This is a genomic window from Burkholderia sp. THE68, assembly GCF_009938265.1.
GTDB lineage: Bacteria > Pseudomonadota > Gammaproteobacteria > Burkholderiales > Burkholderiaceae > Caballeronia.
In genome coordinates this window covers 273,682-296,773 of the sequence record NZ_AP022318.1, presented here as the reverse complement: position 1 = coordinate 296,773, position 23,092 = coordinate 273,682, and the positions used below count along the sequence as shown (strand labels likewise).

At 63.6% G+C, this 23,092-nt stretch carries 24 protein-coding genes; 8 read left to right on the top strand and 16 right to left on the bottom strand.

Going from position 1 to position 23,092, the window contains the following annotated elements; all coding sequences use genetic code 11:
* Window positions 1–7: 7 nt before the first annotated feature.
* On the bottom strand, window positions 8–868 hold the full coding sequence (locus BTHE68_RS27310) for a class I SAM-dependent methyltransferase (RefSeq protein ID WP_162069437.1): 861 nt from the start codon (window positions 866–868) through the stop codon (window positions 8–10).
* 98 nt (window positions 869–966) lie between these two features.
* Here BTHE68_RS27310 and BTHE68_RS27305 point away from each other — a divergent pair, with 98 nt between their 5' ends.
* Entirely contained in the window at window positions 967–1,890 is a 924-nt protein-coding gene (locus BTHE68_RS27305; RefSeq protein WP_162069436.1) for a DMT family transporter, read from the top strand.
* Between the two features lie 4 nt (window positions 1,891–1,894).
* Here BTHE68_RS27305 and BTHE68_RS27300 read toward each other — a convergent pair whose 3' ends face one another.
* Window positions 1,895–3,637 carry an IlvD/Edd family dehydratase gene (locus tag BTHE68_RS27300; RefSeq protein ID WP_162069435.1) on the bottom strand — a complete coding sequence of 581 codons (1,743 nt, stop codon included), beginning with the start codon at window positions 3,635–3,637 and terminating at the stop codon, window positions 1,895–1,897.
* A 323-nt stretch (window positions 3,638–3,960) separates the two neighbouring features.
* Here BTHE68_RS27300 and BTHE68_RS27295 point away from each other — a divergent pair, with 323 nt between their 5' ends.
* The 5 genes from BTHE68_RS27295 (at window position 3,961) to BTHE68_RS27275 (ending at window position 9,173) form a co-directional block, all read left to right on the top strand.
* Window positions 3,961–5,073, top strand: a complete 1,113-nt coding sequence (locus BTHE68_RS27295; protein WP_162069434.1) for a sugar ABC transporter substrate-binding protein — start codon at window positions 3,961–3,963, stop codon at window positions 5,071–5,073.
* Window positions 5,073–6,083 carry an ABC transporter permease gene (locus BTHE68_RS27290; RefSeq protein WP_162069433.1) on the top strand — a complete coding sequence of 337 codons (1,011 nt, stop codon included), beginning with the start codon at window positions 5,073–5,075 and terminating at the stop codon, window positions 6,081–6,083. Before BTHE68_RS27295 ends, BTHE68_RS27290 begins: the two co-directional genes overlap by 1 nt.
* Window positions 6,083–6,889 carry an ATP-binding cassette domain-containing protein gene (locus BTHE68_RS27285; protein ID WP_162069432.1) on the top strand — a complete coding sequence of 269 codons (807 nt, stop codon included), beginning with the start codon at window positions 6,083–6,085 and terminating at the stop codon, window positions 6,887–6,889. Before BTHE68_RS27290 ends, BTHE68_RS27285 begins: the two co-directional genes overlap by 1 nt.
* 19 nt (window positions 6,890–6,908) lie before the next feature.
* A complete protein-coding gene (locus BTHE68_RS27280; RefSeq protein WP_162069431.1) occupies window positions 6,909–7,652 on the top strand; it encodes a FadR/GntR family transcriptional regulator in 744 nt (247 codons plus the stop codon).
* Window positions 7,653–7,931: 279 nt separating this feature from the next.
* Complete coding sequence (locus BTHE68_RS27275) at window positions 7,932–9,173, top strand: glycoside hydrolase family protein (RefSeq protein WP_232078145.1); 1,242 nt, start codon at window positions 7,932–7,934, stop codon at window positions 9,171–9,173.
* Here the strand turns inward: BTHE68_RS27275 and BTHE68_RS27270 are convergent.
* From BTHE68_RS27270 to BTHE68_RS27225, 10 genes are all read right to left on the bottom strand, one after another.
* Complete coding sequence (locus BTHE68_RS27270) at window positions 9,166–9,501, bottom strand: Rieske (2Fe-2S) protein (RefSeq protein WP_061176927.1); 336 nt, start codon at window positions 9,499–9,501, stop codon at window positions 9,166–9,168. The two genes, BTHE68_RS27275 and BTHE68_RS27270, sit on opposite strands and share 8 nt — an antisense overlap.
* Window positions 9,498–10,316: an intradiol ring-cleavage dioxygenase gene (locus BTHE68_RS27265; protein WP_162069430.1), complete on the bottom strand. Its 819-nt coding sequence runs from the start codon at window positions 10,314–10,316 to the stop codon at window positions 9,498–9,500. Before BTHE68_RS27265 ends, BTHE68_RS27270 begins: the two co-directional genes overlap by 4 nt.
* Window positions 10,313–11,368, bottom strand: coding sequence for a maleylacetate reductase (locus BTHE68_RS27260; RefSeq protein ID WP_162069429.1), 1,056 nt, complete (start codon window positions 11,366–11,368; stop codon window positions 10,313–10,315). Before BTHE68_RS27260 ends, BTHE68_RS27265 begins: the two co-directional genes overlap by 4 nt.
* 14 nt (window positions 11,369–11,382) lie before the next feature.
* Window positions 11,383–12,846 (bottom strand): aldehyde dehydrogenase family protein, encoded by a 1,464-nt coding sequence (locus tag BTHE68_RS27255; protein ID WP_162069428.1) that lies wholly within the window; start codon window positions 12,844–12,846, stop codon window positions 11,383–11,385.
* An 88-nt stretch (window positions 12,847–12,934) separates the two neighbouring features.
* On the bottom strand, window positions 12,935–13,930 hold the full coding sequence (locus BTHE68_RS27250) for a hydroxyquinol 1,2-dioxygenase (RefSeq protein WP_162069427.1): 996 nt from the start codon (window positions 13,928–13,930) through the stop codon (window positions 12,935–12,937).
* Between the two features lie 35 nt (window positions 13,931–13,965).
* Entirely contained in the window at window positions 13,966–14,457 is a 492-nt protein-coding gene (locus BTHE68_RS27245; RefSeq protein WP_162069426.1) for a cupin domain-containing protein, read from the bottom strand.
* Between the two features lie 137 nt (window positions 14,458–14,594).
* Window positions 14,595–15,041 (bottom strand): nuclear transport factor 2 family protein, encoded by a 447-nt coding sequence (locus BTHE68_RS27240; RefSeq protein ID WP_162069425.1) that lies wholly within the window; start codon window positions 15,039–15,041, stop codon window positions 14,595–14,597.
* 23 nt (window positions 15,042–15,064) lie between these two features.
* Window positions 15,065–15,442, bottom strand: a complete 378-nt coding sequence (locus tag BTHE68_RS27235; RefSeq protein WP_162069424.1) for a c-type cytochrome — start codon at window positions 15,440–15,442, stop codon at window positions 15,065–15,067.
* Complete coding sequence (locus BTHE68_RS27230; protein WP_162069423.1) at window positions 15,439–17,163, bottom strand: FAD-dependent oxidoreductase; 1,725 nt, start codon at window positions 17,161–17,163, stop codon at window positions 15,439–15,441. Before BTHE68_RS27230 ends, BTHE68_RS27235 begins: the two co-directional genes overlap by 4 nt.
* Window positions 17,164–17,188: 25 nt before the next feature.
* Window positions 17,189–18,043, bottom strand: coding sequence for a transporter (locus tag BTHE68_RS27225; RefSeq protein ID WP_232078143.1), 855 nt, complete (start codon window positions 18,041–18,043; stop codon window positions 17,189–17,191).
* A gap of 327 nt (window positions 18,044–18,370) precedes the next feature.
* On the opposite strand from BTHE68_RS27225, the gene BTHE68_RS27220 reads away from it, so the two are divergent.
* Both BTHE68_RS27220 and BTHE68_RS27215 read left to right on the top strand, forming a co-directional pair.
* Window positions 18,371–19,216 (top strand): AraC family transcriptional regulator, encoded by an 846-nt coding sequence (locus tag BTHE68_RS27220; RefSeq protein WP_162069422.1) that lies wholly within the window; start codon window positions 18,371–18,373, stop codon window positions 19,214–19,216.
* A gap of 21 nt (window positions 19,217–19,237) precedes the next feature.
* Window positions 19,238–20,203, top strand: coding sequence for a LysR family transcriptional regulator (locus BTHE68_RS27215; RefSeq protein ID WP_162069421.1), 966 nt, complete (start codon window positions 19,238–19,240; stop codon window positions 20,201–20,203).
* Window positions 20,204–20,209: 6 nt separating this feature from the next.
* Here BTHE68_RS27215 and BTHE68_RS27210 read toward each other — a convergent pair whose 3' ends face one another.
* The 4 genes from BTHE68_RS27210 to BTHE68_RS27195 form a co-directional block, all read right to left on the bottom strand.
* A complete protein-coding gene (locus BTHE68_RS27210) occupies window positions 20,210–21,130 on the bottom strand; it encodes an AEC family transporter (RefSeq protein WP_162069420.1) in 921 nt (306 codons plus the stop codon).
* Window positions 21,131–21,232: 102 nt separating this feature from the next.
* Window positions 21,233–22,282 (bottom strand): catalase, encoded by a 1,050-nt coding sequence (locus tag BTHE68_RS27205; protein ID WP_162069419.1) that lies wholly within the window; start codon window positions 22,280–22,282, stop codon window positions 21,233–21,235.
* A 35-nt stretch (window positions 22,283–22,317) separates the two neighbouring features.
* A complete protein-coding gene (locus BTHE68_RS27200; protein WP_232078141.1) occupies window positions 22,318–22,680 on the bottom strand; it encodes a c-type cytochrome in 363 nt (120 codons plus the stop codon).
* Entirely contained in the window at window positions 22,677–23,048 is a 372-nt protein-coding gene (locus tag BTHE68_RS27195) for a hypothetical protein (RefSeq protein ID WP_162069417.1), read from the bottom strand. Before BTHE68_RS27195 ends, BTHE68_RS27200 begins: the two co-directional genes overlap by 4 nt.
* Window positions 23,049–23,092 lie beyond the last annotated feature (44 nt).

Here is a 23,092-nt window from a genome sequence, read left to right as displayed (position 1 = left end):
GGCAAACCTATGTATTCGCGATCAGCAGTTCTTCGGCATTGTGCGGCGGACGCAGGCCATCGCTTCGATCCGCGAAATAGCGCTGCGTCAGATCCGCCGCGCAAACGTGACGCGCGTCGCTGAAGCCCGCATCGCGCGCGAGTGACTGAATCTCGCCCGGCGTGAAGAAGCTGATGAACGGCGTGCCGCTCGCCCGCGCGCCCTTCTCCGCCATCTCCAGTCCCGGACGCACATCGGGGTCCGCGAGTTCGAACGGCAGCAGAAAGGTCATCGCAAAGATCGATCCCGACGCGAAGCCCGCCACTTCCCGCAACGTGGCCGCGTTCGCTTCCTTCGTGAGATACATGCTGACGCCCGTCGACACGACGATTGCAGGCCTGCTTTCATCGAAGCCGTTGTTCACGAGCTTCTCGCGCCACGATTCTCCCGCTTCGAAATCGACGGGCACGAAACGCAGCCAGTCCGGCACCCCATAGCCGAGCTCGATCAGACGCCGACGCTTCCATGCTTGCGGCCCCGGCGGATCGACTTCGAAAATCTTCAGCCGTGAAGCGATCTCCGGCCTGCGTTGCGCGAAGCTGTCGAGACCCGCGCCGAGGATCACGTATTGCGTCACGCCCCGGCCCGCTTCTTCGACGACGAGATCTTCGATGAAGCACGCACGCGCGACGATCGACGCACGGAAAGGCCGCGTGAACTCCGGATTCATGTCGCCACGTTCGCGCCAGTTCGCATCGGGCGCGAGCAATTCGAGGCCGATCGTGTCCGCGAGCACGTGCGGCGGCGCATCGGCTTCGACATGCAGTGCGCGCCACATCGCGACGCGCGCAGCCGTGCTGTCCGGCGCGGGATTGGTGTTGTCGTTCATGATTCGCAGCGAAGGCAATGGAAGCAAAGAATGTCTCACACTTCGCCCGGCGTCGTCTTGAACACTACAATCAGGTAAAACAAGCAAAGGACGCGAACATGGCGCAAGCGCCGCATATCGACGTTAAAGAAGATACCCGCACGCAAAACGAACGCCGCTGGCTCACGGTCGGCGGGCCGATCCTCTTTCTGCTGCTCTGGTCCGCGGGATTCCCGATTGCGAAGACCGGTCTGCACTACGCGTCGCCATTGACGTTTCTATCGATACGCTTCGCGTTGAGCGTCGGCGTGCTGCTCGCCGTCTGCGCAATCAAACGCCCGCAATGGCCGCGCAACGCGCGCGCGTGGCTGCATCTCGGCGTCGTCGGCTTTCTCGTGCAGGTGATGTACTTCGGCCTCAGCTATCTGTCGATGACGGCGGGCATCGCGACTTCGGTACTCGCGTTGATCGTGTCCTTGCAGCCGATTCTCGTCGGCGTGCTCGCGCCGAAGTTCGTCGGCGAGCGGATAGGCGTTCGACGCTGGATCGGCCTGACGCTCGGGCTCGTGGGCGCGGCGGGCGTGATCGTCGCGCGCGGGCCAATGCACGCGGAATCGCTCGGGCCGGTGCTGCTCGCGATCGGCGCGCTCATCGGCATCACGAGCGCGATGCTGTATGAAAAGCGCCTCGGCACGGCGCAAGACCCGATCACATCGAACCTCGTGCAATACAGCGTCGGCTTCGTGTTTTGCGCGCCGATGGCGCTCGCGTTCGAGCACACGCAAGTGCAATGGACACCCACCTTCATCGCGACGCTAGCCTATCTCGTGATCGGCAATTCGCTGATCGCGATCACGCTGCTGCTCGCGATGACGCGCGCGGGCAAGGTATCGCAAGTGGCGTCGCTGTTCTTTTTCATCCCGCCCGCGGCCGCCGTGCTGTCCTGGTTCTTTCTCGGCGAAGTTCTGCCCGCAGCCGCATGGTGGGCCATGGGCGTCGCGGTGCTCGGCGTCGCGATCGCGACGTGGAGCCCGCGCAAGTGACATCTCAATGCGAATGCTTCGGCACGTCCGCGCCACGGCAGCCGACGAGAAAGTCGAAGTCGCAGCCTTCGTCGGCCTGCAATACGTGATCGACATACAGCTTGCGATAGCCGGTGCGATCCTCGGGAATCTCGCGCTTCGCCGCCGACCACGCATCGAGGCGCGTGCGGATTTCATCATCGTCGATATCGATGCGCAGCAGGCCCTTGTCGCAGTCCAGTTCGATCCAGTCGCCGTCGCGCACGATCGCAAGCGGCCCGCCCGCGCGCGCCTCGGGCGCGACGTGCAGCACCACGGTGCCATACGCCGTGCCGCTCATGCGCGCGTCCGACACGCGCACCATGTCCGTCACGCCTTGCGCCAGCACCTTCGGCGGCAGGCCCATGTTGCCGACCTCCGCCATGCCCGGATAGCCCTTCGGCCCGCAGTTCTTCATCACGAGCACGGAGTCCGCGGTGACATCGAGATCGGGATCGGCGATGCGGCGCTTGTAGTCGTCGAAGTCCTCGAACACGACCGCGCGGCCCCGATGTTTCAGTAACGCGGGCGTCGCCGCCGACGGCTTCAGCACCGCGCCGTTCGGCGCGAGATTGCCGCGCAGCACGCACAATCCGCCATCAGCGACGAGCGGTTTCTCGATCGGACGGATCACTTCGTCGTTGTACAGCGGCGCCTCCTTCACGTTCTCCCAGAGCGTGCGGCCGTTTGCCGTGAGCGCATCCGGATGCGGAATCAGGTTCGCCTCGCCCAGCCGCCGCAGCACCGCCGGCAAACCGCCCGCGTAGTAGAACTCTTCCATCAGGAAGCGCCCCGAGGGCTGCAAATCGACGAGCGTCGGCGTACCGCGCCCGATGCGCGTCCAGTCGTCGAGTTCGAGCTTCACGCCGATACGCCCCGCGATCGCCTTCAAATGAATTGCCGCATTGGTCGAACCGCCGATCGCCGCGTTGGTGCGGATCGCGTTTTCGAACGCCTCGCGCGTGAGCAGCTTCGAGAGCCGCAAGTCTTCCAGAGCCATTTCGACGATACGCATGCCCGACAGATGCGCGAGCACATAGCGGCGCGAATCCACAGCCGGAATCGCCGCATTGTGCGGCAGCGTGACGCCGAGCGATTCCGCCATGCACGCCATCGTCGATGCGGTGCCCATCGTGTTGCAGGTGCCCGTCGAGCGCGACATGCCCGCTTCCGCCGACATGAACTCGTGTATCGATATCTTGCCCGCCTTCACCTGCTCGCTGAGTTGCCACACGACCGTGCCCGAGCCGATATCGCGCCCTTCGTGCTTGCCGTTGAGCATCGGGCCGCCGGAGACGACGATCGCGGGCACGTCGCAACTCGCCGCGCCCATCAGCAGCGCGGGCGTCGTCTTGTCACAGCCGACGAGCAGCACGACCGCATCGACGGGATTGCCGCGTATCGCTTCCTCGACGTCCATGCTCGCGAGATTGCGCGTGAACATCGCGGTGGGCCGCAGATTCGACTCGCCGTTCGAGAACACCGGAAACTCGACCGGGAATCCACCCGCTTCATACACGCCGCGCTTCACGTGCTCCGCGAGCTTGCGAAAGTGCGAATTGCACGGCGTTAGTTCGGACCACGTATTACAAATGCCGATGATCGGCTTGCCCGCGAACTCGTGATCCGGAATGCCCTGATTCTTCATCCAGCTCCGGTACATGAAACCGTTCTTGTCGGCGGTGCCGAACCACGCTGCAGACCGAAGCCTGGATTTTGGGGCGCTCATGGCTTGCTCGTTTGGGGGGAAAACCTATAAATAGCATGACTATATGCAGGGCGCGTACCGGGAAAACGCTAATCGAAACGTCAAAACACTGTGCATATAGTTTGTCTATTGAAGTCAGCGCGCGGGCTTCGCATATCCCAATTACTCGTTCAAAACGCCGCGCTTTCGAATCGCCTCTCGCACACCTCGCATCGTCATTTGCAATGGCGGGCGCTTTCATGCTTGAAAGCCGCGCGCGCATGACGTGCCGTGAAACCCAGTATCTGAACGTGATCGACGATGAGTCGACCCATCGACCAACGAAGAAGAGACCGGAGGAAGACATGGCAGAGAATGAAGAGAATCGGGATGACGACGCACAGCACGGCAGCCTCATCAATGCGGGCCGGCGCGGCATCATGCAGGGCGCGGGACTCGGCGCGGCGCTGTCGCTGCTGGGCGGTGTGACCGGCGGCGGCTTGATTTCGACTGCGCAGGCCGCCGAAGCGGCGTTTCCGCAGCACAAGAAATGGAAGATCGTGTTCGTCAATCACGTGACGACGAATCCGTTTTTCGTGCCGACGCAATACGGCATTCAGGACGCGTGCGCCATGTTCGGCATGGACTATCAATGGACCGGCTCGGCTACGTCCGACGCGGGCGAAATGGTGCGCGCGGTGAACTCCGCGATCGCCGCGAAAGCCGATGCGATCGCCGTGCCGATCGTCGATCCGAACGCCTTCGACAAGCCCATCCAGGCTGCGCTCGACGCCGGCATTCCGGTGTTCGCTTACAACGCCGACGCGCCGCGCGGCAAGAGCAATCCGCGGCTCGCGTATATCGGGCAGGATCTGTATCTGTCGGGCTATCAGATGGGCGAACGCATCGCGAGCCTGATCGACAGCGGCATGGTCGCGCTTTTCATCGCGACGCCGGGGCAGTTGAACATCCAGCCGCGTCTCGATGGCGCAAGCGATGCGATCAAGAAGTCCGGCAAGAAGATCGACATTCAGACCGTCGCGACTGGCGCAACCGTCAACGAAGAGCTTTCGAAGATCAAGTCGTTCTATCTCGGCCACCAGGACCTGAAAGGCATGTTCGCCGTCGATGCGGGCAGCACGCAGGGCGTCGCTCAAGTGATGAAGGAATCGAACCTGCCTTCGAAGGGCGTGCATGGCGGCGGCTTCGATCTGCTGCCGCAGACCATCCAGCTCATCCACGAAGGCTTCCTCGATTTCACCATCGACCAGCAGCCGTACGTGCAGGGCTTCTACACGGTGATGGAAGCGTTCGTGTTCCTCGCGTCAGGCGGGCTCGTCGGGCCGGCGAACATCAACACGGGTCTCAAGTTCGTGACGAAGGACACGGTCGAGCCTTATCTCAACACCTCGACGCGTTATGAAGGCAAGACCACCAAGCCGCAAATCGTGCCGATGAAAGGCGCGATCAAGTCCTGATGAACACGGTGAACGAACCTACTAAAGCAACCACGCCCGCACGGATCGACAGTCCGCGCGGCGCGTGGGCGTCTCACTGGGCGCCCGAGTTGCGCATCCTGCTGGTCGCCGCGCTGCTCGCGGCGTACTTCCAGTTCGTCAATCACGACTTCCTGCTCAGCAACGCGAGCCTCGTCAATCTCTCGCAGTACGTGGCGCCCGTCGCGATCATCGCGTTCGGCGAGATCATGCTGATGATCGGCGGCGACATCGATCTGTCGGCGGGCATGGTGTTCGCGTTCGCGCCGTTCATGATGGTGTTCGCCAACGAGGCGGGCGCGCCGATGTGGCTCGCGGTGATCGCGGGCCTCGTCGCGGCCGCGATCATCGGCTTCATCAACGGCGCGGTGACGGTCTACCTGCGTCTGCCTTCGTTCGTGACGACGCTCGGCACGCTCTTTCTGATCAACGGCATCACGCTCACGGTTTCACGCGGCACGCCCGCCGCGACGCCCGGCTCGCCCGAGTTCGCCGCCGTGATGGGCGCGTGGGGCTATAGCGAGATCATCTGGACCGTGGCGATCGCCTTCGTCATGCATGTGCTGCTGCGGCATACGCGCTGGGGTCTGCACACGCAGGCGGCCGGTGCGAATGCGCTCGGCGCGAGCGAGGCGGGCATCCACGTGAACCGGCTGCGGCTCGGTAACTTCGTGATCGCCGCCGTGCTCGCGGGATTCACCGGCGTCGTCGAAAGCTTTCGCATCACGTCGATCGATCCGCAAGCGGGCGGCAATCAGATCATGTTCCTCGCGGTCGCCGCAGCGGTGATCGGCGGCACGCCGTTGACGGGCGGTTCGGGCACGATCGTCGGCGGCCTGCTCGGCGCGGCGGTGCTCGGCATTCTGAGCGACGGCTTCACGCTCATCGGCATCAACGCGTTCACGTTCAACATCATTCTCGGGGCTGCGATTCTCGCAGCGATGATCTTCAACATCCACGTCGGGCGCATTCGCCGCAGGGGAGCACGGTGATGGCAGAACCGCAAACGGCTCCCGTCGATGCCGCCAGTCTCGCGCTCAGCGGCGACAACCTCGTCAAGCGCTTCGGCGCCGTGACCGCGCTCGACGGCGTCTCGCTCCAGCTCGGCAAGGGCGAGATTCTCGGCATTCTCGGCGACAACGGCGCGGGCAAATCGACGCTCGTCAAGATACTCACGGGCTTTCATCAGCAGACGAGCGGCACGCTGCGCGTACACGGCGAGGAGACGCTGCTCAAGTCCGTCGATCATGCGCGCGCGCTCGGCATCGAATGCGTGTATCAGGATCTCGCGCTCGCGAACTCGCTGTCGATCTATCACAATATGTTCCTCAATCGGGAGATCGTGCGGCGCGGGCCTGCCCGCATCTTGCGTCTCGTCGATCACAAGCAGATGCGCGAGCGCGCCGCGCAATGTCTGGAGGATATCGGCGTGCATGTGCCTTCCGTCGATCTGCCCGTCGAACGTCTGTCGGGCGGTCAGCGTCAGGCCATCGCCGTCGCGCGCGCGGTGCATTCGAACGCGAAGATCCTGCTGCTCGACGAACCGCTCGCCGCGATGGGCGCGCGCGAGGCTGCGCTCATCATCGATCTCGTGATGCGCCTGAAGGAGAAAGGCGGGCTCTCGATCATCATGATCATGCACAACTATGCGCAGACGCTCGATATCGCGGATCGCATCATGTTGATGCAGCGCGGGCGCGTGACGTATGAACAGCGCAGCGCGAATACGTCGGTCGCGGAGTTGATGGATATCGTGAGGCGGGAATATCGGGCGATGCGCGCGACGACCGCAAGTTAGCCGCCGCGCGAGCCGCATCATGGATTACCGCAATCCCAGGCAGCGCAAGAGCATGCACGGACGCATCGTGCAGGAGCTCGGCATGCAGATCGTCAGCGGCCGCATCAAGCCGGGCGAGCGTCTGCCCGCCGAGCCCACGCTCTGCGAAAGCTATGGCGTGAGCCGCCCGGTGCTGCGCGAAGCGACACGCGTGCTGGTTGCAAAGGGGCTCGTCGTGTCGAAGCCGCGCGTGGGCAGCGTCGTGCGCGCGCGCGACGAATGGCACATGCTCGACCCCGATGTGCTCGTGTGGACCATCGGTTATCTTCCCGAAGGCGAATTCTTTCGCTCGCTCATGACGGTGCGCCAGATCTTCGAGCCTGCTGCCGCCGCGCTCGCGGCGATCTCCGCGACGGACGACGATATCGCGCGCATCGGCGCTGCGTATGAACGTATGGAGAGCGCGAAAACAGCCGCCGATCTGCTCGATCCGGACCTCGAGTTTCATCGCGCGATCATGATGGCGACGCACAACGACATGCTCGCGTATATCGGCAACATGCTGTCGCTCGCGCTCGGCGAATCGATCAGGCTCACGAGTCGTCATCCGAACACGCACGCGCTGTCCCTCCCGCGCCACAAGGCGATCTTCACCGCGATCGCGAACCGCGATGCGCTCGCCGCGCGTCAGGCGAGCGTCGTGCAGCTCGACAATGCGCGCGCCGACGCCAACTCGATCCTCGGCGGCGCGGCGCTCGAACTGGACCGGCCGCTCTCCGGGTAAGAACTCCCGAATTCGCGCGATCGAAACGTTTGCCTGAGCAGAACGCGCCTCAAGTCCCGCCCATCCCCGCCGTAAACCCTATCAAGACCAGCTTCATCGCGGTCCTGTCTTTACCCCTTCCTTCCCTTTGGGGTCTTTCGACGAGCATTCCACACGTCCTTGCGTCCGGCGCGGGATGAAGGTCCGTCACCGGTCCGTCCGCCCTCGCCCGGACGACTCGCGGAACGTGCGCCTACTTCGTGGACACGGATATCTGACCATTTAGTAGTGCGCATCGACATGACGAGCAACATTCAAATTCGATTCAGGACCATCGCGCTTGCCGCCGCCATGAGCGTGCTGCTTGCCGCATGTGGCGGTGGCGGCGGTGGCGGCGACACAGCGTCGTCCGCGAACGCCACGCGCAGCGGCAGCGCGTCCGCCGTGAGCGTTCCGGCGACGGATACTCCGGCTTCGGACACGGGAACGACGAAGATCACGACGAGCCCTCCTGCCGCGAACAGTACCGCGACCGTGCCGGCGAGCGGCGCGTCCTCGCCCGCCGCCAGCGCGCCCGATCCTGCCTCCAACGCCAACAGCAGCCCGACGCCGCCTCAGTCTGTCCGGCCCTTCTATGGCGTGAACGGCCACAACAACGAAGGCGGCGCCTACGACATCTCCAGCACGGCGCTGCAGCTTTCGCAATTGCAGGACCTGGGCGCGAAGCTGTATCGCAACGAGGTCTACAGCCAGGGCACCGCGAACAAACTCGCGGGCATCGCGCAGACGATGGCGGCCGGCGGGGTCACCGTGTATCCGGTGATGCTCATGAACATCGACATATTCAACAACGAGACCGAAGGGTATAACGCCGGCTTCGCGCTCGGACAGCAGACGGCGACCTCGCGCCACTATCCGTATTACGAGGTTACGAACGAGATGGAAGCGCAACTGCTCATCGGTAACGTGGATGGCGTGTATCCGCAGCAGTTCGATATCGCGAAGTTCAGGAAGCTGCGCGGCGTGATCCGCGGCATGATCGCGGGCATCAGGTCGGTGGATGCGTCGGGCAAGATCATCATGGGCGGCGGAACATGGCTGCACTACGGCTTCCATCAGATGCTCGCAGCCGGGATGGAACCCGATGGCAGCATCGGGCATCCGGTCGTCGACTGGGACATCACCGCGTGGCACTGGTACTCGGAACAGGGCGATATCACCAACGCATGCGGCGGCACCGGCTGTCATAACGTGCTCGCAGCGCTCAAGGCGCTCGGCAAGCCGATCTGGATCAACGAGTTCGGCGTGCGCCCGAACTACGGCACCGATCAGCAGATCGCGGCGTATCTCGTCGGCAACACGATGATGGCGCAGTTCGTCGCGCTCGCATCGACATACGATATCGAATCGATCCAGAGCTACGAGTTATACGACGATCCGGTGGGCGGAGAAGGCCCGTTCGGCTTGCTGAAGAACGACGGCTTCACGCAAAAGCCCGCCTACACCGCGTACAAGAATTTCGTCGCGGCACATCCTATGTGATGTCCGGGCCTTCGATCACGACGCGGCCATTTTCGATGCGGATCGGAATGCGCCGGAGGCTCGCGCCGAGACAAGGCCCATCGACGCACACGCCGTCTTCGAAGCGGAACATCGCGCTGTGATGCGCGCACATCAGCAAGCTGCCTTCGTAAGTCCAGAACGCATCCGGCTCGTAGTTGAGCGGAATCGAGAAATGCGGGCACACGTTGCGATACGCCCACGCTTCGCCGCCGCGTCGCAGCACGAGAATCGACGGCGCGGCTTCGACGCCGCCGCCATCGGGTACGTCGTGGAGCGCGCAGATATCGTTCGATGTCGGATGGCTCACGCGCGCTCCTTCGCGATCAGCACGAAATCGCGCGCTGCGTCGTAACCGCCCTCCTTGCTCACATACTCGATCACGAGCGAAGGCTTCACGCCGAACACCGCATCCGAGTTCACGTAGGGATCGTCGGACGAATACAGCGCGGTCGTCAGCGACTGGTAGCCAGCCGCGTCGATACGAAAGTGAATGTGCGCGGGACGCATCGGATGACGGCCCGTCGCAACGAGCATCTGGCCGACGGGGCCATCGGTCGGAATCGGATAGCTCGTCGGCTTGATCGAATGAAACGCGTACGCGCCGTCCGCGTTGGTGCGAAAACGCCCGCGCAGATTGCCTTCGGGCTGGTCCGGGTCCTGTCCTTCGTACATTCCGTTCGGCGCGGTCTGCCAGACTTCGATCAGCGCATCGGGGACTGGCCGGCCGTCGACATCGCGCACGGTGCCATGAAACAACACTGGCTCGCCATCGCTTTGCGCGATGTTCGCGCCGAACGCCGACTCCTTCACGCCATCGCGATAGAACGGCCCGAGCAGACTGCTTTCGGTCGCGGCTTCATCGTGATGCTGGTTGATGTCGTCGAGAACGATCGAAAGCCCCAGCGTATCCGAAAGCAGAATGAACTCCTGCCGGATGCCATCGCATTTCTTGCCGGTGGCGGTGAGGAACTCGATGCCGCGTCGCCATTCGTCGTGCGTGAGATTCACTTCGCGCGCGAACGCGTGCAGGTGGCGCACGAGCGCGGTGACGATTTCCTTCGTGCGCGCATCGGCGCACTGGCCGAAGGATGCGGTGACGTTTTGCGTGAGCGATTCGTTCATGGTCGTCGTCCTTCGTATGCCGCTTCGATCAATGCGCGCAGCGGCGCGCGTTCGACCGGTCGCGGATTCCAGTACGGGCTTTTCATCGCGACATCGACGGCGATATCGATATCGCTTTCCTTCATGCCGATGTCCTTCAGCGCGGTCGGCGCGCCATTCGCCTGCGCGAGTTCGAATGCGCCGCGAGCGGCATCGTCCGTGCCCAGCGCGCGGGCGATGCGCTTCATCGCTTCCGGCACGGCATCGCGGTTATAGGCGAGCGCGTGCGGCAGCACGATAGTATGCGTTTCTGCATGCGGCAGATTGAACGTGCCGCCGAGCGTATGACACAGCTTGTGATGCAACGACATGCCGACGCTGCCCAGCACCGCGCCGCACAGCCACGCGCCGTAGAGGCAATCGCCGCGCGCATCGAGATCGTCCGGCTTCGCAGCCACCTTGCCGATGCCCTGCGCCAGCGCGCGAATGCCCTCCTCCGCCATCAGGCTCACGACCGGGTTCGCGTCCTGCGCATACAGCCCTTCGGCCGCGTGCGCGATCGCGTTGATGCCGCTCGTCACCGAAAGCGACGCGGGCAACGATACCGTCAGTTGCGGATCGTAGATCACCGTTTTCGGCAGCACGCGCATGTCGCGGCCGGTCTTCTTCAATCCCGCTTCGGTGAGGCCGTAGATCGGCGTCATCTCCGAGCCGGCATAGGTGGTCGGCACGGCGAGTATCGGCAGCGAGGATGTCAACGCGATCGCCTTGCCGAGGCCCGTCGTGGAGCCGCCGCCGATGGCGATCGCGCAATCCGCGCCGATGCGCTGCGCATACTCGCGCGCCTCACGCGCCGTTTCGACCGGCACGTGCATCACCGCTTTCGCAAACACACCCGCCGCGCGATGGCCGATGCGTTCGGCGAGCGCTTCCGCCTGATCGCGCTGTGGCGGCGTCGAGAGAATGAGCGCGCGTTGCGCGCCGAGAAGCTCGATCTCGCGTTCGAGATGCTCGATGCTTCCCGCACCGAACACCACGCGCGACGGCATGCCCTGATAGATGAACGATTGCATGATTCCCGATGCGCTCAGCGCGGATAGTAAGGCGGAATATTGGCGTCGACATTCACCCACACCGACTTGGCCTGAGTATACTCGCGCATCACTTCGAAGCCCATCTCGCGCCCGTAGCCGCTCGCGCCGACGCCACCGAACGGCGACCCCGGACTCACGCGTTTGTAGCAGTTGATCCACACCATGCCGCTCTTCAACTGCCGCGCGACGAGATGCGCGCGTTGCAGATCGCGCGTCCAGAGGCCCGCGCCGAGGCCGTATTCCGTGCCGTTGGCGATCGCGAGCGCTTCCTCATCGCTCTTGAACGTGCTGACGGTGACGAACGGACCGAACACTTCTTCCTGCGCGACACGGTCGGTCGGCTTAGCCTGCACGATGGTGGGCTCGACATAGCAGCCGTTCGCGAGCGCCGCGGCATCCGGCGCCTTGCCGCCCGCGAGCACGCGGCCGCCCTGCTCGCGCGCGACATCGACATAGGACAGCACGCGGTCGCGATGCATCTGCGACGTGAGCGGGCCCATCTCCGTCGACGGATCGAGCGGATCGCCGATACGGATGGAGCGCGCGAGCGACGTGAAGCGCTCCAGCAGTTCATCGGCGATGGATTCATGCACGATCAAACGCGATGCCGCGATGCACGCCTGCCCCTGATTGTGAAAGATGCCGAATGCGGAGCCTTGCACGACTGCATCGAGATTCGCATCGCTGTACACGACGTTCGCGCCCTTGCCGCCGAGTTCGAGCTGCACCTTCTTCAGATTGCCGCTCGATGCCTGCACGATCTTGCGGCCGATTGCCGTCGATCCGGTGAACGCGACCTTGCCGATCTCCGGATGCTCCGCGATGTATTGCCCCGCGACGTGCCCAAGCCCCGGCAGCACGTTGACCACGCCCGCCGGAAAGCCGACTTCGGCCATCAGTTCCGCGATGGCAAGACTCGACAAAGGCGTGAGTTCGGCCGGCTTCATCACGACGCAATTGCCCGCCGCGAGCGCGGGCGCCATCTTCCAGCTCGTGAACATCAGCGGAAAATTCCACGGCACCACTTGCCCGACGATACCGACCGGCTCGCGCGTCAGATAGTTGAGAAAGCCCGCTTCGACGGGAATCACCGAGCCTTCGAACTTGTCCGCCATGCCGCCGAAGTAGCGAAACGTCGCGGCCGTGCGCGGCACGTCGAGGTTGCGTGTGTCGCGGATCGGATGGCCCGTGTCCATCGATTCGAGACGCGCGAGGGCATCGGCGTTGGCTTCGATGGCATCGGCGAGTTTCAGCAGCAGACGTCCGCGATCGGCGGCGGCCATGCTGCTCCAGGCCGGGAACGCTTTTTTCGCGGCCTGCACCGCGCGATCGACGTCTTCGGGGCCGGCCATCGAGACCTGCGCGATCTCGCTGTTGTCGTGCGGATTCAGGGTCGCGAGCGTTTCGCCGGACAGGGCGGGCACGAAGCGGCCATCGATGAAGAGTTGCGTTTGCATGAGTTGCTCGTGTCGAGAATGAAAGGCGAAACGTTCCCCGCGACGCCTGACGAAGGCGTCGTCGTGTCGAAGAGGAAACAGGAGGTGTTTAGAGTGCGACCGGATACGGCGGCAGTTCGCCGCTTTCGTAGCGCTTGGGCAGATCGGGCGTCGCGTTCTCCCAGACGAGCAGCATCGAGCGCTTCTGCGAATAACCCTTGTGGCGGATGTCGGCGGGCATCGCGGCGATATCGCCGGCGTTCATCGTGATGCGCGCGCGCGGCTCGCCGGTGTCCTTGTCGGCGACGTCCCAGATGATCTGATCCGACAGTTGCAGAAACCACTCGACGCGGTCGTTGCCGTGAAAGACCGGCAGCACGAATTCCTCGGTCGTCGGGCAAAAGAGGCTTTGCTTGCAGACGGATGTGACCGAAGGATTCCACGTCACGTCCGAACGCGACAGGTACTTGAAGAGACTGAACGCGTGCAACTGCCCTTCGAATCCCGGCTCGGCGTGAATCTCCGGCTCCTCCTGCGATACATCCGCGAACTGTCGATTCACCGGGAAGTCGTCGCGCAGCGGGGAATCGCCTTCGATGCCGGGCATGCGCTTCGTCGCGATGCGCGTGCGGTCGATCGCCGCGATGTTGTCGCCATGCTTCGCGCCGAACGCCGAGCCGGTTTCCTCGGGCGCGGCGAATGGGTCGAAACCTTCGTTGACCCAGTCCTTCAGGATCGCCTTGAAGGTCGCCATGATGATCGGCGTTTCGAACTGCTGCGTGTAATCGACGCCCGCCTCGCGGAAGCTCGCGTTGTACGCACCGGCGTACATGTCCACCTTGCCGTAGTGATTGCGCGTGCCGATCACTTCGTCGAAGTTGACCCAGCCGTAGAAGAAACCCCACGCGACATCGCGCATCATCGCGCGCAGGAAGTCGTCGGCGTGCATCTGATGCGAGCGCGTCTGTCCTTGCGCCGGCCATTTCAAGGTGACGAAGTAGGCGTCGCGGCTGAATTCGAAGTCGCCGAGCCGGAACGTGCGATAGCCGGTGGTCGCATCGGGGTCGGTCGCTACGACGCTTTGCAGAAACGTGGCTTGATTCATGATGTCTTGCTCCGAAGGTTGAGAGTGGGTGGCGTTCATTGAATGCAGATATCGGCCCATTTCTCGACGGATTCCGCGCCGAGAATGGTCTGCACGAGCAGCACGCCGGTCTTTCTCGCCTCGAAGCGATACGCCGCGCCCGCGGGCAACAGCGCCTGATGACCGCGCCGCAGACGCACGAAACCCATCTTCTGGCCCGAGGGTTCGCCTTCGAGCTTCACCGTGCCTTCGATGCTCTCGCCAACGAGCGCGCCATCGGACGGCTTGATGAAATGCACGTCGATTTCGCCGTCGAGCGCAACCGCGAATTCATCGTGCGATGCCGTGAACCACGGCGACACGCCTTCGGCCCGCAGCGTTTCGATCACGTATTTGAGGTTCTTGCCGACGACCACTTTTTCATACGGCGCCGCATGGCTCGCGACTTCGAACACGTTCGACATCACGTAATGCGCGGCCTTTCCCTTGATGATTTCGATGGAGCCTTTGCGATAGTTTTCGAGGCTGCCGAGTTGCGTCTGTTGCATGTCTGTCTCCATGTCTGCGTTCACGTTCGCGGTGTCGCGCTGGAATCAAGATTAGGGCTGCGAGCGTCGCGAGGCAACGAATCGAGGTTCGCGTTTGCCGAACGTCGCGTGCTCGATCGCAACCCTAGGGAAACTACTTACTTCTGCGCTGGTTTGTCCGCCAGCCACGGATAGCGCTGCGTGTCCGCGCCTTCGTAGTCGGGGTCGAGGTAGATGAAACAGCGCTGGATTTTGGAGTCGCGAATTTCGAAGACATCGATCCAGCGGCCCGCGTGCGTGACGCCCGCGCGCCACTCGGCGCCGCTCTTCGTCGTGCCGTAGCTCGTGCCTTCGACGACCACCGTATCGCCTTGCTGGATCACGTTCAGATACGCGAGATCGTGCTTGAATTTCTCGACGATCGAGCCGAGATCCGCGAAGAGTTTCTCGAAGGCCGCGCGGCCCGTCGCGATGCCCCACTTCGGGAAATAGACTTCGGCGTTGTCGTCGAACAGATCGAAGAATGGTGCGCCGCGATCCAGCCTGCGCAGGTATTCGAGCGCGATGGTCTTGCGCTGTTCGTCGGTCATGATGAGGGTGTTCATGCTTTCGTCTCCTGTGGTTGAGTTCAATGCAGCGTGCGCAAATACGCGATGATCTTTTGCCGCCTCGCTTCATCGCCTTCGAAATAGGTCATCGCGTTGCCGGGCGCGACGGATTGCGTGTCGGTGAGCCACGCATCGAGCAGCTTGTCGTCCCAGACCTTGCCCGGCGCGGCCGCCTTCATGCCCGCCGAATACTTGAAGCCCGAATCCGATGCGAGCGGCCGGCCGACGATCCCGAAGAGATTCGGCCCCTGCCCGTTCGGCTCGCCCTTGCCGAACGTGTGGCACACGGCGCAGTTGTTCGTCGTGAGTTTCTTGCCGAGTGCGACGGGATCCTGTTGCGCCTGCGCCGCAGTGCTGACGAGCACGAGCATCGTCAATAGATTAGCGATCCGAATCATGATTGACCTCCGTTGGCCGATTGCGCGGCACGATAAGCAAACGCGATGATCGGTCCGAGCGTGCCGCCGCCCGCCCAGTAAGCGCGCGCCGAAGCCGACGCGACGCAATTTCCGACGCCGTACAGGCCCTTGATCGGCGCGCCGCGCGTATCGAGCACCTGTGCGTGCGAATTGGTTTTCGGACCGCCCTTGGTATCGAGATTGCCCGCGACGATGAGCGCCGCGTAATACGGCCCTTTCGCGCTGAGCGGATACATCGTCTCGTTCTTCTGATCCGGCTTCTTCGATATCGGCCCGTTGAACAGTTTTTCGACGATGCGCTCGCCGCGATGAAAGTCGCCATCGACGCCCGTCTTCGCGAAGCCGTTGAAGCGTTTGATCGTCGCGTCGAGGTTGCGCAGGAAGTCGTCGGAGAGATCGGCGTTGCCGAGCGCGCTCCGGTACTTCGCCATGCGTTCGCGAATCGCGCTCGCCAGTTCCGCGAGGGTGTTGCCGCGCAGAACGTGCCGGTCGTTCGAACCCTTCGGCACGATGAGACTGCCGTAGTCATCACTCGCGCAATGGTCCTGCGCCTGCTGATCCCAGATCGAAATCAGCGTGAGGTTCGGATACTCGCCCTTCGCGCCGTCCCATTCGGAGAACGTCGCGCAGACTTCGTTGTAGGCGAGCTTCTCGTTGACGACGCGCTTGCCGTACTTGTTCACGTAGAGCATCGAATCGCCCGTGGGCGTGAAGATGCCGGACAGCGAGCCGTCTTTCGCGATCGCCTTGTCGAGCGAGATCGGCGCCATCCACGAATAGTTCATGTTGCGCAACTGCACGTCGAGCGCGCTGGAGATCCGCACGAAGTCGCCTTCGTTGGTCGGCGCGGCGCAGCCGCCGTACACCGCACCGTGGAGGAAGTTCTTGCGCAACTCGGGATCGTGCGTGAAGCCGCCCGTCGCGAAGATCACCGCTTTTTTCGCGCGGACGCGGAACAACGTGTCTTCTTCCGTCAGCGCTTCGACGCCGATCACCGCGCCCGACTCGTCGACGAGCACTTTCTGCACGCGGTACCCCGTCTTGATGTCGATGCCGTCGCGCCGTGCCGCCGCGCTCATCGTGCGAATCGCGACGCGCCCGCCATCGGACATGCTCGGCAGGCCGTCTTTCGGGAACAGCACGCGGCCACGCGGCGCCTTGTCTTCCGGCAGCTCGGCCCAGTAATCCGGCACGGCCGCTTCATGCCGATACGGCAGCGCGCCCTTGCTCGCCAGTAGTTCCGCCGCGGGCGATGCGCTGTCGTAGATGGCCTCGCACATCTCGTACTCCCAGTCGGAGAGGCCGAGCTTCGGCAGCGACGGATCGTATTGCTCGGGCCGCGACAGACGCGCGACGTAGCGCATGTAATCGGGCTTCGGATCGGCGATGCCCGCGCGGCGCATCGGCTCGTTGTTCGGCACCCAGTACCAGAACGCGGCCTTCGCGGCCGTCCCGCCGACGCTGCCCGCCTTCTCCAGAATCGCGACGCGGTTGCCAAGCCAGCGCGAAAAGAGCGCGGCAGGCAAGCCGCCGCCACCGCCGCCGCATACGACGACGTCGTACTCCGCGTCGAATCTGAGTTCGCTCGCGGCGCGCGCGGTCAGCGATACCGCGCCGAATGCCGCCGCTGCCGTGCCCGCGCCCGCGGCCTTGATGAAATTGCGCCGCGAGGCGGCTGCAGGTTTGTTCGTCTCACTCATGTCCGTCTCCATCGTTTGAATGTGCTCACCAGTAGTGCCACGCCTGCACGAGAATTCCGTTGGTGAGCGTCGTGTTGCGCCCCGAAACCGAGTGCTGGTACTGGATGGAAAGCTGGTCGTACATCTTCTGGTGCAGAAACGGCAGGCTGTTCGGCTTGAACTGGAACAGCACGCCGATACCGACAGTCGTTTCGCGGCTCGCGCTGTTCGAGACCGGTATCGATGCGGTCTGATTGAACGTGCCGCCGCTCGTCTGGTAATCGAGACCGACGAACGGAATCGCGAAGGGGTTATCGGGCGGCGAGATGCTGTAGCCGACGCGCAGGTTCAGATGAAACGTGTTGCCCGGGCTCAGGTCGTCGTGACCCGAGCGCAGCGTGCGTCCGCGCAGAATGCCGCCGAGCAGCAAGTCCACGTTCAGGTGTCCGTACCAGTCGTCGTAGAAGACGGACGGCCAGAACGACCATGTATTCGTCGATACCGCGTCCTGCCCGATCGGCACCTGCATGTAGGCCTGAAAGCCGAGCGTCGTCGCGGGCGCGGGGTTGTACCATACGAGTCCGCCGATGAGCGGGTCCCCGATGCCGCTTGCCGAGAACTGCGAGCCCTGCGTGCGGATCGCGGGCAGCGTGATGCTCGCGTTGAAGCCGACGTGCGGCAGCGACGGAATTTTCCAGTAGTGAATGAACGTCGAGAGGCCGACGAAGGTGTTCGTGCCCGGACCCGCGATCTGATTGCCGTGCGAATCGAACGCGCGGCTGTCGTGATTCCATTCGATGTTCTGGCCGAAGGAATCGTACGTGCCTTCGAAGTCGCTGCTGAACTGCCAGGTTTGCGGGCGATCCGTTGCGAACGGGATGCCCGATGCGTGCGCCGTCATCGAGCAAACCGCGCCAAGCAGCGCGAGCGCGCATGTTCTCCGTCTTCGAGTCGTCTGTCGTATGTGCTGCGCCTGCATCGTCGTCTCCGGTCGTTCGTGTTGTGTGAGCGAACGTTACGAAGACGCGGCGCGCCGGTCTTTCAAGTTTTGCGGATTACAGATTCCGGGGGCATCGCGAGCGCATGCGGGTTTACACCCGGGCGCAAAGCGCGCACGCTGCGTTCGCGAACGCCGACCCATCGCGCGTGCATGCGCAAGCCCCGCGCATCTATACTCGCGTGAACAGCGGCGACCCTCGCAAGCCGCGATGAAAACGGAGACACGATCATGAGCGCCCCTGCCGCGGCCGCCCGCATCGATCGCTTCAGCACGATCGCGGGCGTGCCGGGACTCGAATACTGCATCTCGGGCCCGCGCCCTTATTCGCTGGCGTTGAGCAATTCGTCGGACATGATCTGCCTGCTGCTCGGCACGATCGTCTCCGATACGCGCTACGACGACGGCCCCGCCGCGCGGTTCACCTTTCGCGCGGAAACGGCGGCATATCATCCACGCGGCGAGAGCATGCGGATCGATGCGCACGACGTGCGGCACGGTTTCATCGCGTTTCGTTATGCAGATGCCTTCGTGAACCGCATCGCCGAGCGCAGCGCGGAGCCGTTGCGGCGTGCGGGCAGCCGCAGCAACCTCGGCGCGGATTCGATCCGGCATCTCGTGCGTTATGCGCGTCAGAAAGCGCACGGCGAGCGGGCCAAGGTCGATCCGTGGGAGATGCAATGCGTCGCCACGCTCGCGTGGATCGAAACGACGCGCCATCTCGAACGCGCGGCGCGCGAGCGCAAATCGGCACTGACGGACGCCGGATTCGCGACGCTCGAAACGTATGTCGCGGACAACATCGACCAGAGTCTTTCCTGCGCCGATATCGCAGCCGTTCTCGATCTGCCCGTGCGCGCCGTGTTCGACGGCGTGAAGGCGCGCACCGGTCATTCGCTCTATCGCTACGTGCTGGAAAAGCGCATCGACGCGGCCGCGCGGATGCTGCGCTCGGGTAGCGCGCCGCTCGTCGAGGTCGCGGCGGCGTGCGGGTTTTCATCGCAGCAGCATATGACAGCGCTCTTTTCCGGACGGCTCGGCACGACGCCGTTGCGCTACAGAAAAGACGCGGCATAACGCGGCGAAACAGGAGGAAGCATGGACCTCTTCATGTCGATGGAGGCCTTCGTTCGCGCAGCCGAAGCGCAGAGTTTCGCGAGCGCGGCACGGCAACTCGGCGTGGCGAAATCGGTCGTCACGTCGCGCGTCAAGCAGCTCGAAGAGCATTTCGGCGTCGCGCTGTTTCATCGTTCGACGCGTGCGGTGCGTTTGTCGGAAGTCGGCGAATCGTACTATCGCGATTGCCTGCTGCTCGTCTCCAAGGTACGCGAACTATCGGGACGCGCGAGCGAACAAACGCAATCGCTCTCGGGCACGCTCAACGTGCATGTGCTGCCGGGCTTCGCGCTCGGGCATTTTTCGCAGGCGCTGATCGCGTTTCGCGAGGCGCATCCGCGCATCGAGTTCGTCGTGACGGTGAACGATCGCGTGATCGATCCCGTGCAGGAAGGCTTCGATCTCGCGCTGCAGATCTATCCGCCTGCATCGAACCTGCTCGTCGAACGCAAGCTCTTTCCGGTGCGCGGCGTGTTGTGCGCGACGCCCGCGTATCTCAAGGAAGAGCCTGTGATCGAGACGCCGCTCGATCTTTTGCGTCACGATTTCGCACGATACGCGCATTATCCGTGGGGCGACAACTGGCCGCTCATGAAGGGCAACGAGTGTTATGAGATCGCCCTGAATGCCGTGTTGAAGACCAACAGCGTGCATCTGCTGCTCGAATTCGCGCGCGCGGGCGCGGGCGTCGTCTATCTGCCGACGATGGTCGCCGCGAGCGACCTGCTCGAACGCCGCCTCGTGCGCGTGCTGCCCGATTACGCCGCGCCGCCGTTGTGGCTCTCCGCGGTGTATCCGACTTCGCATCGATCGACGACCAAGGTCAAAGCCTTCGTCGATTTCCTGCGCGAGCGCTATCTGAGCGAGCCGCAATGGGACAAGGCGCTCGGTATTGCGCCGCCCGACGACGAAGAGCGCAATGTCGATGAAGAACTCGGCGATCCCTGAAACGCGCTAGAGCACGTAGAGCCATGCGAGCAAGGTGACGATGGAAAGAAGCGTGGTCATCGAAATGGCCGCACCCACGACGGTCTTCTCGATGTCGTATTCGGACGCGAGCACGTACGCGCTCTTGGCCGTCGGCACGGCGGCGCAGACGACCGCCGCGATGGTTGCGGTGCGACTGAGTCCCGTCGCCAGGCACAGCGCGTACACGACGAGCGGCACGACCGCGAGCTTCAGCGCCGTGAGCAGCGCATACAGGCTCACGCGTCCGCGCAATTCGCTGAAGGTCAGATCGAGTCCGATCGCGAAGAGCGCGCACGGGGTCAGCGCTTCGCCGAGTATCGTGAGAAAGGACGCGACCGGTCCGGGCAGCGTCAATCCGGCGACGGACCACAACAGTCCGCAGATCGTCGCGAGAATCACGGGATTGGTCCCGATCTGACGCAACAGCGCCACCGCGCTGATCTTGCGCGATGCATCGTACCGGCTGATTTCCAGCAGCACGACGAGCACAGGAAACATGATCGCGCCGACGAACACCGTCGCGACCGCCGCCGCGAGCACGCCGGGTTTGCCGTAGAGCGTTTTCAAAATCGGCAGCGCGACGAAACCGGTGTTGGTCATCGCGACGGCGGCGGCGAGCATGGCGCTCGTGCCGAGGCTTGCGCCGCGCGCGAATCGCAAGGCCAGCAACATCAGCACGAAGCAGAGCATCGAGCCGCCGCCGAACGCGGCGAGAAAGCCCCATTCGAGCAGCGCGCGCAGCGATTCATCGGCGATGGTGAGAAAGACCAGCGCGGGCATCGCGACGTAATACGCGAACTGCATCAGCGACGGCGCCAGCGCGTGCGGCATGTAGCCCGAGACGCGCGCCGCCCATCCCGCCACGATGATGGCGAAGATCGGAAGAATCATGCCGGCGAGATGCATGGGGCACTCCGATATCGATGAAATGCACGGGCGAACGTGCATCATTATCGGAGAAAAGTGCCGCGCGACGCGTGGTTCTGCGCAGTCGCGCGACGTTGGCGTTCAATGCGAAGCCAGCAGCGCGCGCGCTTCATCGCTCGACAGCACGCCACGTCCTGTGCGATTCGCGGCGCTCGCGGCGTAGACATCCTGGCGCGCATGCGTGATGCCGAGCGGCGCGAAGCCGTGGGCCGGATTGAAGGCGAGCTGGTCGATGCGCGCCTCGTCCTCGCGCGAAGGCGGCGCAGCGATTTCGAGCTCGCCGATCATCACGACATCCGACTTCCACGCGACGGAGGCGTCGTTGACGGGCGTGGTTGCTTCATCGGCGAAGCATTGCAGGCCGAGTTGCCATTTCACCGGACCCTGCTCCAGGCGGTTGAAAACGTCGGCGCGCAGATAGTTGTCGCCGTGGCGTTCCGCGTTCGTTCCGGCGGGCGTCGAAGGATGCGGATGAAGCGAGTACTTGATCGCCGCGCGGCCCAGTTGCACGACCGATCCCCAGTAGTGCTCCGTCGCGACGCTGTCGACGTGATGCGCCTTCGTCTCCTTGAAGAGAATCGCGATGATGCGCGCGGCTTCGACAGGTCCGAGCTTGGCCATCATCATTTCGCGCAAGCCCTGCGCGATGCCGCTCACCGGTCCCTCGGAAAGCAGCGCGACGATGATATCCGCGACGGCCATGAACTGCACCGCGTTGCGCGCGTGTGAACGGCCGCCTTCGTTCGTCATCAGCAGATCAGTCTCGACGCCCTCTTGCGTGAAGAACTTGACCGCGATGCCGCGCACATCGGAAGCGGTGTCGGACTGCGGGCACGGCTGGCCGTTGGAGATGCGGCAGGCGACGCGATACGTCATCGGCGCTGACGAGGCGAACGGTCCGAAACGAAGTGCACCGGGAATATCATCTGCAATCCGAAGCGTTCCGAAAGCACCGAGCAACTGCTTCTGATGCTGCGCGCGATCGACCTGCCCGTTCAGGCCCGTGTGGCTGCTAGTCGCAAGTTTGCTCTGCTGCTCGCCGATCGCCCTGACGAGCATCGCGAGCGTGGTCGCGTCATCGAGTTTGTCGGTCCAGCCGGTTCCATCGCTGGATGATTGAGTGGAGCTCATGTTTAACCTCCGGATTGAAGTCCTGATTCGTTACGTCACTCGCGGCCGGGCGTCGCGCTCGCGGCGATGCTGCCGTCGGCGCGTCCGGCGAAGTAGCGATAGATCGCGTCGATATGATTCTCGATCAGCGCGTTGCCGCGGTAGGCAGGCATGCCCATCGGCGGATTGCCATCGAGGATCGCCGCGATGAAGCGCTCGCGGCTCTGCGTGCGCGCAAAGCCGACGATCGATGGCGCGGCGAGTCCCTCGTAATCCTTGCCGTGACAGCGCGCGCAGTCGGCAATGCGGAGCGCGCGCCAGGCGTCGGCGGTCTGCGTCTGCGTTTGCGTTTGCGCCCCGGCATCTGCGGCGAGCGAGACGCCGAGGATGCACGTCACGATCGATGCCCGCGTGTTCAACGCTTTCGCTCGGATAGCTTGCCGACGAATTTCCACCCCTGCTCGCGCATCCACACATATGTGAAACCCGTGGGACCGTCGATGAAAACGGTCATCGGCCGCTCGTCCTTTTGCGCTTCCGTCGATGCCGGTGTGATGCGCGCTTCCGTAGGTCTGAGCCGCGCGTCGCGATCGTCGAGCCGCCAGCCGTCGTCATCGGCGTAAGTCAGGCGCGATGTCGTGCCCGACGGCGTCTGAACGGTGAGCGTGAGTGGTCCGGCATCGCCGTTGTCCGCGCCGGTCGCGGCCAGGCTCGCCTCGCATGCGGCGCCGAGCGCCAGAATGGTGAACGCCAGGAACGTCGCGTGCCTGGTTTGACGGGATCTCATTTCGGGTACCTCCTTGCTGGCCGCGTGATCGCGGCTGTCCAGAT